We start from the raw sequence: 11,354 nt of genomic DNA on the forward strand, positions 1-11,354 counted from the left end.
TAAAAAATATCAAAAGGATGGAGATACATGGAAAGAAAAACAAACGTCAAACTTGTAACAATCAGTGTTTTTGTTGCAACATTTATGACAGCAATCGAAGGAACAATTGTTTCAACAGCAATGCCAACAATCGTAGGATCATTACATGGCATGGAAATTATGAACTGGGTCTTTTCTATTTATTTATTAACAAATGCGATGCTAACACCGATTTACGGAAAGCTAGCAGATAAAATTGGGCGTAAACCGATATTCATGGTTGGAATTATTATTTTTATCATTGGTTCGTCACTTTGTGGTTTAGCACAAAATATGATGACATTGATCATTGCTCGGGCAATTCAAGGAATTGGAGCAGGAGCAATCATGCCTGTTGCTTTAACGATTTTAGCTGATATTTATTCAATTGATAAACGTGCAAAAATGCTTGGATTAAATAGTGCTGCGTGGGGAATTGCTAGTATATTTGGTCCACTTGCAGGTGGATTTATTGTGGACACAGTTGGTTGGCACTGGATTTTCTTCATCAATGTACCGATCGGACTTGTTTTAATGGGCTTGATTGCTTACTTTTTAGTGGAACCAAAAAGAGAAAAATCTAAAGTACCAATGGATATCTTAGGTAGTGTTCAACTGATGTTCGTTTTATTAACACTGTTATTAGGATTCCAATTAATTGGTGATGGTGGTTTTAGCTTAAAAGTATTTCTTTGTTTGGGCGCATCAGTTTTATTCTTTATTGGCTTTATTTTTGTGGAAAAAAGAGCCAAAGATCCTGTTATTGATTTAATGCTGTTTAAAAATTCTACGTTTGTGATTGTTAATATCGTAGCGGCTTTGATCAGTGGCTTTTTGATGGGCGTAGAAGTTTATATTCCAATGTGGATGCAAGGCGTTTTAGGGAAAAGCGCAGGGATTGGTGGCTTAGTATTAGCGCCTATGTCCATTTTATGGATGGTCGGTTCGTTCATTGCGAGTAATTTAATGGAGAAACATACAACAAAACGAGTACTGACGATTGGCTTAAGTATTACATTGTTAGGCGGTATTTTCTTAGTATTAGTACCAGCGTCCATTTCATTTGTCTGGTTCTTTGCGATTTCTTCTGTTTTGGGTGTTGGTTTTGGGATTACGATCACAACCACTACAGTGACGGCTCAAAGCAGCGTGGATCCATCTGAAATGGGTGTTGCAACGTCATTTAATACATTAGCGAGAACCATTGGACAAACATTGATGGTATCAATTTTCGGGGTAATCATCAATGCAGTCACAACCTCAGAATTAGCGAAAAGTACATTACAGGTCGATCCGGATGTGATGAATCAACTTGTTAATCCACATACAGCAAATACAATACCAGCAGATTTACTGAGACCTTTACGAGGTATGCTTTATGCAGGTCTTCATAATGTATATGTCGTTGGGATTGGCTTGATTATTGTTGCGATTATTTTAAATGTGAGTGTTAAAAAGAAAATAGCAAAGTAGATGGATCATTATTTCTTTATAAAAAAGAACCATGATAGACGAAAATTTGACATACAAAGTTCATAATTACTTTGTAAGATAAAGACATACCAAAGGCAACTAAACAAAATAAAGTTCGTTTCATTTTAACTCCTCCTCCCGCTCGTTCTTCATTGAAGAACGAGTTTTTTTGATCTATACAGTGCAAAAAAAGAGCGATTTAATGCTACAATAATAGAAAACAGAAAATGAGGGAGATTGGATGGCTTTTTTGCAAGCAAATATTTATTCTAACGTGTTAGAAATGGAAGTATCAGTAAATGTAGTTTTGCCACAAAAAACAGAGAAAAAAATTGGTACTGCTACAAAAGGAAATTTTACAGATGTCCCTGTCTTGTATCTACTTCATGGGATGGGGGGAAATCATAGCGTATGGGAACGTCGGACTTCGATAGAACGTTATGTTTCGGATTTAGGACTGGCTGTGATTATGCCATCTACAGACCTGGGTTGGTACACGGATACAACCTATGATATGAATTACTGGACGTTCATTTCTGAGGAACTACCAACCATCTGTCATGAATTATTTCCTCAACTATCAACGAAAAGAGAAAAGACGTTTGCGGTTGGATTATCGATGGGGGGATACGGTGCTTTAAAACTTGGGCTTGCCAAACCTGAAAAATTCGGTGCTGTGGCTTCCTTATCAGGTGCTGTGAATCTTGCTGATAGAATAGAAGATTTGCTAGCAATCAAAGGGAGAACGTTTTGGGAAGGAATTTTCGGTCCATTAGAAAATGTTCAAGGATCGATCAATGACCCTATGTATTTACTAGACCAACTAGTCGCTAGCGGGGAGAAAGTACCAGATATTTTTCTTTGTTGTGGTGAAGAAGATTTACTTCTTTATGGAAATAAAACAATGGCAAATGCACTAAAAGCTCGCAATATTGATCATACATTTAAAACGGGGCCAGGTAACCATGATTGGGTCTTTTGGGATGAGTGGATTCAACGAGTATTAGATTGGCTACCATTAGAAAAATAAAAAAAAGCTTGGACAAATAAAAATGTCTGAGCTTTTTTGCGTATTTAATACTAGACGAACGTATCTAACCCATTCAAAAATACCCGCAATGTTTTCATAAAGAAATCTTTTTGTTTTTCCTTCTGGCGATAATGAATACTTTCGCTGATATTGTGTAACTCATGCTCTTGAACGTATTGTTTCATCAAGATAATTTGCGTTTTCAAATAATCGTCACCGGCCATGACTTTATTATAAAGTTTCTTCTCTTCGGCAGAATCCATCAGCATGCCAAATAGTAAATGCTGTAAAGAGGTAACTGTCATATAACTTAATTCGATGGAGAAACCAGCTTGATTTAGAATCCCGAGAATGGCGTCTAGATTTCTTAAACGCGATGGATAAGAAGGAATTGTATGAATTTCGATCTCCATAGCACAAGGATATTGTTGATACAGTTCATAATAGTTTTCCATATAAGCATAAATTGTTTCTTTCCAATTTTCTTGCGGTTTTGGTGGGATAAATTGATTTTCAATCTCTTCCGCCATACTTTGCAGCAACGCTTGTTTATTTTCTACATGCCAATAAATAGCGGGGGCTTTTATATCAAGCTTTTGAGCGACTTTCCGCATGGATAATTTTTCTAATTCAGGATTTTCTGTTAATAACTGAAATGCAGCTTGAACGATTCTTTCTTTTGATAATTTTGATTCCAAATTTTCTCATCCTTTTATATAACAACTATAGATTAATTTCTTGAAATTTTTTCTCAGAAATGGTACATTGGTGTGCGGCTTAATTTTACAGTGTTAAATTAAGGGAGTCAAACAAAGGATTAATGTCTCATCTTGTATGCTCATGAACGAATTATAACACTAAATAATCGTTGAAAGTTGTACAAAGAATCAAGTTAGGCTAGTTTTACAAAGAAAGTTGGGATATAAATGAGTATTATTATGGAACATGTTAAAAAGTACAAGTTGGAAGTTACCATAGCGTTGTTTACTGTCGTTATTATGGTCATGTCGGCATTATGGCAACCTAAACTATTACAAAAAGTGTTAGAAGCAATTATTAAAGAGGATAAGAGCCAAATGAAAGAACTGGGGTTGTATTTGATTGGAATCGCAGGTTTAGGGTTGATTGCTGGTGTTTTCAACACGATTTATTCTGCAAAAGTCGCACAAGGTGTGAGTGCAGATATTCGTGAAGCAACGTTTCGTAAGATTCAAACTTTTTCATTTGGAAATATCGAAGAATTTTCAGCAGGAAATTTAGTTGTTCGTTTAACCAATGATGTGACACAAATTCAAAATGTGATCATGATTGCATTACAGTCCTTATTTAGAATCCCGATTTTATTTATCGGTAGTTTTATTCTAGCGATGATGACATTACCACAATTATGGTGGGTCATCGTGTTATTAGTTATCGCTGTATTCATTATCACAGCATTATCATTTTCACAAATGGGCAAACATTTTATGATTATCCAAACATTGATCGATAAAGTAAATGGATTAGCAAAAGAAAATCTTTTAGGAATTCGCGTGGTGAAATCTTTTGTTCAAGAGAAGAATGAGTTAAATCGCTTCACCAAAGTCAGTGAAGAATTGACGAAACATAATTTGATTGTTGGAACACTATTTTCTGTCATGATTCCCTCATTTATGTTAGCAGCTAATCTCGCGGTTGTAGGATCGATTTTTCTAGTTAGTAACCTAGTCAAAGATGACCCAAGTGTAATTGGCGGAATTGCTTCGTTTATGAGCTATTTGATGCAAATTATGATGGCGATTATTATTGGTGGAATGATGATGATGATGACCTCTCGTGCGGCGGTCTCAATCAAACGGATCAAAGAAGTTATAGAGACAGTTCCAGCGCTTACGTATAAAGATGTACCAGAACAAAATTTAGACGGAAGCGTGGTGTTTGATCATGTTAGTTTCCGTTATCCAGGTGATGAGACAGATACTTTGAAGGATGTTTCATTTTCTATTAAACCTGGTGAAATGATTGGGATCGTAGGTGCAACTGGTGCTGGTAAATCCACTTTAGCACAATTGATTCCACGTTTATTCGATCCTTCTGAAGGGACGGTAGAAGTTGGTGGTATCGACTTGAAAGAGGTTAATGAGCATAGTTTGCGTAAAGCGGTCTCTTTCGTATTACAAAAATCAATTCTTTTCTCTGGTACCATCTCGCAGAATTTACGTCAGGGAAAACGGGATGCGAGTGAAGCGGATATGTCTCGGGCAACTGAAATTGCACAAGCAAAAGAATTCATCGAGAAATTAGCGCTACAATACGAAGCGCCAGTTGCTGAACGAAGCAATAATTTTTCCGGGGGCCAAAAACAACGTTTATCTATTTCACGAGGCGTAATCGGAGATCCTAAGATCTTAATCTTAGACGACAGCACAAGTGCCTTAGATGCTCGCTCAGAACGTTTAGTTAGAGAAGCTTTGGATAGAGATCTAAAAGATACAACTACGATCGTGATTGCACAAAAAATATCTTCAGTTGTTCATGCAGATCGTATTTTAGTTTTGGACAAAGGTCATTTAGTGGGTGAAGGTACCCATGAAGAGTTAGCTAAAACAAATTCAATCTATCAAGAAATCTACGAAACACAAAAAGGAAAGGATGAAAATAATGACTGATTTAATAAGAGCAAGTAAATTCTTTTTTCATTATTTAAAACGGTATAAACTTTCCTTCTTGTTTATCTTTGTAACGATTGTTATTGCAACTTATTTACAAGTAAAAGCGCCTCAATTCATTGGGGAAGCGATTCAAGAATTGGCAAATTACGTGAGAGCTTTAGGGCAAGGAACAGATGATAAGAGCAAGTTTATCGATATTACCTGGAAGTTATTGATTTTTTATGTACTGACTAGTGCAGCAAATTTTATTTACAGCATTTTATTCACGCAAGTTGTTGGAAAATCAACAAATCGTATGCGTATAGGGTTATTCAATAAATTAGAAAAGTTAACGATTCGTTTCTTTGACTCTCATCAAGATGGTGAAATTTTAAGTCGTTTTACCAGTGATTTGGATAACATCCAAAATAGTTTGAATCAAGCATTGCTTCAAGTGTTGACCAATCTTGCATTATTCATCGGAGTGTTGATTATGATGTTTCGTCAAAATGTTCAGTTGGCATGGGCAACGATTGCTTCTACACCTGTAGCAATACTGATTGCTGTCGTTGTTATCAGCAAGGCAAGAAAATATGTTGATATCCAACAAGATGAAGTTGGTAAATTAAATGGTTATATGGATGAAAAAATCAGCGGACAACGCGTGATCATTACAAATGGTTTACAAGAAGAAACAATCGATAGTTTCTTAGAACATAATGAAACAGTGCGTAAAGCAACATTTAAAGGACAAGTTTACTCTGGTCTATTGTTTCCAATGATGCAGGGAATGTCTCTTGTAAATACCGCTATTGTTATTTTCTTTGGTGGTTGGTTAGCCTTGAACGGTGATTTGGAAAAAACTGTTGCGTTAGGATTAGTAGTAACATTTGTTCAATATTCACAACAATATTACCAACCGTTGATGCAGATTTCTTCTGGTTACAGTATGATCCAGTTAGCGATTACTGGCGCTCGTCGTTTGAATGAAATGTTTGATGAGCCAGATGAAATTAATCCAAAAGATGGAAAAGAAATCGATGGAATCAATGAATCCGTTTCGTTGAATCATGTTGAGTTCGGCTATGATCCAGAAGTGCCAATTTTAAAAGACGTTTCAATTAATGTAAGTAAGGGTGAAATGGTCGCTTTAGTTGGTCCGACAGGTTCAGGAAAAACGACAATCATGAATTTATTGAATCGTTTTTATGACGTAAATAGTGGTTCGGTTACATTTGACGGAACGGACATTCGTGAAATTGAATTAAGTAGCTTGAGAAGTCACGTAGGAATTGTCTTACAAGATTCCGTTTTATTCTCTGGTACAATTCGAGCAAATATTGCATTCGGTAAACCAGAAGCCGCTGAGGAAGACATTATAGCGGCGGCTAAACAAGCGAATATTCACGAGTTCATTATGGAGCAAGAAAAAGGCTATGATACTGAAATCACTGAGGAAAATAATATTTTCAGTACGGGACAAAAGCAACTGATCAGTATTGCGAGAACCATCATCACAAATCCATCATTATTGATTTTAGATGAAGCGACTAGTAACGTAGATACTGTAACAGAAGCTAAGATCCAAAAAGCTATGGATGAAGCAATCAAAGGCAGAACCAGCTTCGTAATTGCTCACCGTTTGAAAACAATTTTGAATGCAGATCGTATTGTCGTTTTAAGAAATGGTGAAGTGATTGAAGAAGGAAGTCATCATGAATTGTTGAAACAAGAAGGTTTTTATTCAGAACTTTATTACAATCAGTTTGTATTTGAGTAAATAGTCTAAAATAATATAAGAAAATCAACATGTAAAAACGAACTTGATTCTTGCCTAATGCGAGACTCAAGTTCGTTTTTTGTTATATATTCAATTGGTTGTGTGGGTTCTATTTTTTCTCAATACAAAATAAAATTGGTGGATTATTCTTTTGATTGATAAATTGGTAGGTTAGTACACTATATTCTTCTTGAGCTAATTGTTGAGAATACTTTTGAACTAATGCTAATTCAGCTTCTCCTCCAGCGTGTCCATAATAAACGACTAAAATAATTCGTCCCTTCCGCTTTAAGCGAGCAACTAGTGCATCTAGAGCTTTTTTAGTAGTATCTGGTTTTGTAATGATTTGTTTATCACTTTTAGGAAGGTATCCTAAATTAAAAATAGCTGCTGTTAGTTCTGTTTCTTCTGGAATTGTTTTTCCAATGGTTTCATGACCTTGTTGTAATAGAATAGTCTGGTTGTTTAAACCTAATTCAGTAATTTTTTTTTCAGTGTTTATCAGTGCTTGCTCTTGGATGTCAAATGCATAGACTAAACCAGTTGAACCAACGAGTTCTGCTAGAAAAGCGGTGTCGTTCCCATTACCCATCGTAGCATCTACGACGACATCTCCAACTTGAACGATCTCTTTTAAAAGCGTATGACTAAAATGAAGCGCTGTTTGCAACATCAACTAAAAACCTCCTTAGCGTTACGCACATTATAAAAACCTTGAACGCTGTTTCGACGTTTCATCTCATCATCAATGGCATTCAGGACTTCCCATTTCTTCAAACTCCACATCGGACCAACTAAAGAATCAGTAGGTGCGTCCCCCGTTAAACGATGGATCACGATTTCTGGTGGAATCATTTCTAACTGATCACAGATAACATTTACATAATCAGTTCGGGTCATTAACTGCAAACGTCCCTCGTGATAATCTCTTAACATACGAGTATTAGTCATAAGATGCAATAGGTGCAATTTGATGCCTTGAATATCTGAATCAAGAATCGTGCGACGAACATTTTCTCTCATCATGTCTAGACTTTCTCCAGGCAAACCGTTGATTAAATGAGTACAAACTCGAATATCATGTTTCCGTAATTTTGCTACACCTTCTAAATACGTTTGATAATCATGGGCTCGATTGATTATACTACTTGTGTTTTCATAGGTCGTCTGTAACCCCAATTCCACCCACAAATAATACCGCTGATTCAGTTCAGCTAAATACTCGACGACCTCATCAGGCAGACAATCTGGACGAGTTCCAATCGAAATGCCGACAACTCCTTTTTCATTAACGACTTGTTCAAAACGATGCCGAATGACTTCAATAGGCGCATGAGTATTTGTGAAGTTTTGAAAATAGACGATGTATTGAGCGACATTTGGCCACTTTTTATGCATCATGTGAACTTCCTTTTGAAATTGGATCGGTAAAGGGTCCTGTGGTGCAACGATCATATCACCCGAGCCTGATACGCTACAAAAAGTACAACCACCTTTAGCAACAGTCCCATCTCGATTCGGACAATCAAACCCACCGTCTAAAGGAACCTTGAAAATTTTCCCACCAAATTGCTGACGTAAAGCATAATTCCATGTATGGTAGCGTTTGTGTGGATCTTCTGTATAGATAAATTCAGCCATCTTTCTTCTTCCTTCTAATGTTGTTTACTTTTAAAGCGCCAGACAAAACGTTTTTCTAAATAAATTGGATACGTCATTAAGAGCCAAGCTAAACCAAAACAGAACCCACCTATGACATCGCTAGGAAAATGAACGCCCACATAAATTCGGCTAATGCCGATTAGAAAAATTCCTAATCCCAAGAGAATTTGCAAAAATAAACAAAGATTTTTTTGTTTAATAAATTGTGGCAGTAATAAAATAATCGTGCCATACAGTAAGACACTTCCAGTAGAATGGCCACTTGGGAAACTGTAACTGTGTTCTGTTACTAAATGATTCAATGTTGGGCGGGGGCGCATAAATAATAACTTAATCAATGGATTGGCTATACCGGCAATCAACCCTACATTTATCAATAGCCAAAACATCTCCGCATAAAATTTTCCTCTGTAGAGAATAAATGTGATGGCTAAGGTGAGAATTCCGACTGTCAACGGATCTGCAAATTTTGTATACCAGATGAAAAACTGATTTGCAGAAGGATAAGGGGTTCGTACGATTGTCGTGATTGTCTGATCAAAACCGTTTAACCAACTAGAATAAAAACGCACGACATAACCTAAAAACATAAAGACAACTAAAAAACAGCTGCCCGCAAATTGATAGTATAGTTTATTTTTCATGAAAAATCCTTTCCAAAGTAGATAACGTTTATTATAACATCAAATAATCAAGAACACAGCTGAGAATCATCAAAAAGAAGAGGTTGGTATAAATACCACGAGAGCTATCTCTCGCAAGATATTTATACCAACTTCTCTAAGTTCAAAAAAAAACTAGCTTTCTTCGCCATCTTCATAATCCGAAGGACCTTCAACTGAAATATCCCCAGAATTTGTTTGTAAAGTGAGTGATTTTGTTCCTTTTCCTTTTTTGTAAGACGTTCGTTCTTTACCGAAAATCGTACTATCACCTAATTTTGTTTTTGTTTCGATTGTTACATCATATAAAATTTCTTCGGTATGCAGGTCAATACTTCCTCTTTTAGTATCAACTGCTAATTTTTTAGGAATTACAGCTCCGTATAATGAAAAATCACCATTGACACTCTTGATGTCCGCTTCGCCTTTAAGATCAGTTGCTTGGATTTCACCATTGGTAGTCTCTATTTTAGTGATTCCTTTTACTGCATTCAGGTAAACATCACCAGATGCGCTAGTAATAGACCAATTAGCTGCAGTAAAATCATTTACTTGAATATCACCACTGTTGGTGTTGAATGTTGCTTTATCCGCTCGAACATCACCTTGAATGTTAAGATCACCATTAGATGTTTTAAGCGCCAATTTTTCTGTATTAGTATTATTAATGTTAAGATCAGCGTTAGCTAATGTAATAGATAAATCTTTTGTTGTAATGCTCGAAAGATTGATAGTCCCATCAGCTTTACCATCGATGATCAGGCGTTCGGTATCATCAGGAATTGTCAACGTTACAGCTGAGCCACGGTCGAACATCCCTAACGCTATTCCGTCTAGTTGTTGTTTTTTCTTAGTACTACTGGCTGAAACACTTAAATGATCCTCTTTTTCCTGAACATCTAAAGAGCTTTTAATTGAAATTGGCATAGAACTCCGAGTATTTAATACAATTTTGTTCGAGTTTTCAGTGATAATGTGAAACTCAGCATTACCTGAAAGATCAAGATGGACTTCTTTTGTACTTTGTTTATTTTTTATCTCATAGGTTTGTCTTTTTACATCTGTCATATAATTTTCAGCGCGTCTAAAGTAAACAGCACTCCCTATTCCACCTATGATCATAGCTAAAACTCCGATAGTTAGAAAAAAAGCAGTAGTCTTTTTCATATTAAATCTCTCCTCTTAAGACGTGAATATTCCATTGCAGATAACGTTTTAATATTTTTCCAAAGAATTTTGTTAGAGGTGTCAGGATCAATAAGCCGATGATACCAGCACCAGAAAGAAAAATACTAACAAACAATTGGAACATCGCTCCATCATTAAATCCAGAAAAGATTGAAATACCTCCAAGGATTGGCGAAAATAAGAGAACGATAGCGACTAACCAACAAGAAAATAAAACCATAATAAAAGCAAAAATCATCCAAAACATAAAGAGAAAATTAAAGGCAAGAACTCCTACAACCTGGCAGAACCGTGTAAAGCCGTTACGTTGAGGGCGTTCATAAGAACGAAAAGCATCATCATAAGGATGTTCAGGTGTATCTTCATAATGATCATCATTATTTGTGATAGGTTGTATTTCTTGCCAACCATCTCGTTCAAGTTTTTTTTCAGGAACAGTGATATCGAATTCCTGTAAAATTTCTTCAGCGATCCCTCTTGGTTTTCCTAAGCTTTTTGCAATCTGTTCTTCCGTTTCACCATCAGCTAAGCGCTCTTTAAAGATTGTTTCATATTTATTCAAGATAAACCCTTGCTGTTGATTTGTTAAAGGCTTTAAGTAGATTTTCAGTTCGATTAAAAAGTGCTCTTTATTCATTTTTTTCCCCCATCTCATTTTATTCGTCAGCTTCTCCTTTTCCACTATAATTTTTTTTAGACGTAATAACAAGTCTTTCGTCAAAAAATCAGCCTAAGGTAAAGAGCGACATCAGACTTGAGACCTAGTCTAGCCGAAAAAGAAAAAATCAATTATCTAATCGATAAAAATATTCAATTAGAAAGAAATGTTAAACAATATTTTGTGTGATTTTGGAAAGAAAAACTAAAAAAATATTTCTATTTTCTTTAAAAAAAGGGTATAATAAAAATTA

General features: G+C 35.8%; 10 protein-coding genes. 4 read left to right on the forward strand and 6 right to left on the reverse strand.

Annotated elements, in window-relative coordinates; all coding sequences use genetic code 11:
• Positions 1–27: 27 nt before the first annotated feature.
• Entirely contained in the window at positions 28–1,491 is a 1,464-nt protein-coding gene (locus BCR22_RS03415) for an MDR family MFS transporter (protein ID WP_069653582.1), read from the forward strand.
• Positions 1,492–1,732: 241 nt separating this feature from the next.
• Positions 1,733–2,521, forward strand: a complete 789-nt coding sequence (locus BCR22_RS03420) for an alpha/beta hydrolase (RefSeq protein WP_069653583.1) — start codon at positions 1,733–1,735, stop codon at positions 2,519–2,521.
• A gap of 50 nt (positions 2,522–2,571) precedes the next feature.
• Here BCR22_RS03420 and BCR22_RS03425 read toward each other — a convergent pair whose 3' ends face one another.
• Positions 2,572–3,219, reverse strand: coding sequence for a TetR/AcrR family transcriptional regulator C-terminal domain-containing protein (locus BCR22_RS03425; protein WP_069653584.1), 648 nt, complete (start codon positions 3,217–3,219; stop codon positions 2,572–2,574).
• Positions 3,220–3,447: 228 nt separating this feature from the next.
• On the opposite strand from BCR22_RS03425, the gene BCR22_RS03430 reads away from it, so the two are divergent.
• A complete protein-coding gene (locus BCR22_RS03430) occupies positions 3,448–5,169 on the forward strand; it encodes an ABC transporter ATP-binding protein (RefSeq protein WP_069653585.1) in 1,722 nt (573 codons plus the stop codon).
• Complete coding sequence (locus BCR22_RS03435) at positions 5,162–6,931, forward strand: ABC transporter ATP-binding protein (RefSeq protein WP_069653586.1); 1,770 nt, start codon at positions 5,162–5,164, stop codon at positions 6,929–6,931. The genes BCR22_RS03430 and BCR22_RS03435 overlap by 8 nt, the downstream gene beginning before the upstream one ends.
• 109 nt (positions 6,932–7,040) lie before the next feature.
• Here BCR22_RS03435 and mnmM read toward each other — a convergent pair whose 3' ends face one another.
• The 5 genes from mnmM to BCR22_RS03460 all read right to left on the reverse strand — a co-directional run bounded on the left by mnmM (position 7,041) and on the right by BCR22_RS03460 (position 11,080).
• Entirely contained in the window at positions 7,041–7,604 is a 564-nt protein-coding gene (gene mnmM / locus BCR22_RS03440; RefSeq protein ID WP_069653587.1) for a tRNA 5-(aminomethyl)-2-thiouridylate-methyltransferase MnmM, read from the reverse strand.
• Complete coding sequence (gene mnmL / locus BCR22_RS03445; RefSeq protein WP_069653588.1) at positions 7,604–8,572, reverse strand: tRNA modification radical SAM protein MnmL/YtqA; 969 nt, start codon at positions 8,570–8,572, stop codon at positions 7,604–7,606. The genes mnmM and mnmL overlap by 1 nt, the downstream gene beginning before the upstream one ends.
• Positions 8,573–8,586: 14 nt before the next feature.
• A complete protein-coding gene (locus tag BCR22_RS03450; protein WP_069653589.1) occupies positions 8,587–9,237 on the reverse strand; it encodes a phosphatase PAP2 family protein in 651 nt (216 codons plus the stop codon).
• A gap of 153 nt (positions 9,238–9,390) precedes the next feature.
• A complete protein-coding gene (locus tag BCR22_RS03455; RefSeq protein WP_069653590.1) occupies positions 9,391–10,422 on the reverse strand; it encodes a DUF4097 family beta strand repeat-containing protein in 1,032 nt (343 codons plus the stop codon).
• A gap of 1 nt (position 10,423) precedes the next feature.
• Positions 10,424–11,080, reverse strand: coding sequence for a DUF1700 domain-containing protein (locus BCR22_RS03460; RefSeq protein WP_069653591.1), 657 nt, complete (start codon positions 11,078–11,080; stop codon positions 10,424–10,426).
• Positions 11,081–11,354 lie beyond the last annotated feature (274 nt).

Origin of the sequence: Enterococcus plantarum, assembly GCF_001730295.1 — a bacterium.
Taxonomy (GTDB): domain Bacteria; phylum Bacillota; class Bacilli; order Lactobacillales; family Enterococcaceae; genus Enterococcus_L; species Enterococcus_L plantarum.

Bases quoted from the DNA above. Each gene is read 5' to 3' on its own strand.
- BCR22_RS03415 (WP_069653582.1), top strand. From the start codon at position 28: ATGGAAAGAAAAACAAACGTCAAACTTGTAACAATCAGTGTTTTTGTT.
- BCR22_RS03420 (WP_069653583.1), top strand. From the start codon at position 1,733: ATGGCTTTTTTGCAAGCAAATATTTATTCTAACGTGTTAGAAATGGAA.
- BCR22_RS03430 (WP_069653585.1), top strand. From the start codon at position 3,448: ATGAGTATTATTATGGAACATGTTAAAAAGTACAAGTTGGAAGTTACC.
- BCR22_RS03435 (WP_069653586.1), top strand. From the start codon at position 5,162: ATGACTGATTTAATAAGAGCAAGTAAATTCTTTTTTCATTATTTAAAA.
- mnmM (WP_069653587.1), bottom strand. From the start codon at position 7,604: ATGTTGCAAACAGCGCTTCATTTTAGTCATACGCTTTTAAAAGAGATC.
- mnmL (WP_069653588.1), bottom strand. From the start codon at position 8,572: ATGGCTGAATTTATCTATACAGAAGATCCACACAAACGCTACCATACA.
- BCR22_RS03450 (WP_069653589.1), bottom strand. From the start codon at position 9,237: ATGAAAAATAAACTATACTATCAATTTGCGGGCAGCTGTTTTTTAGTT.
- BCR22_RS03455 (WP_069653590.1), bottom strand. From the start codon at position 10,422: ATGAAAAAGACTACTGCTTTTTTTCTAACTATCGGAGTTTTAGCTATG.
- BCR22_RS03460 (WP_069653591.1), bottom strand. From the start codon at position 11,080: ATGAATAAAGAGCACTTTTTAATCGAACTGAAAATCTACTTAAAGCCT.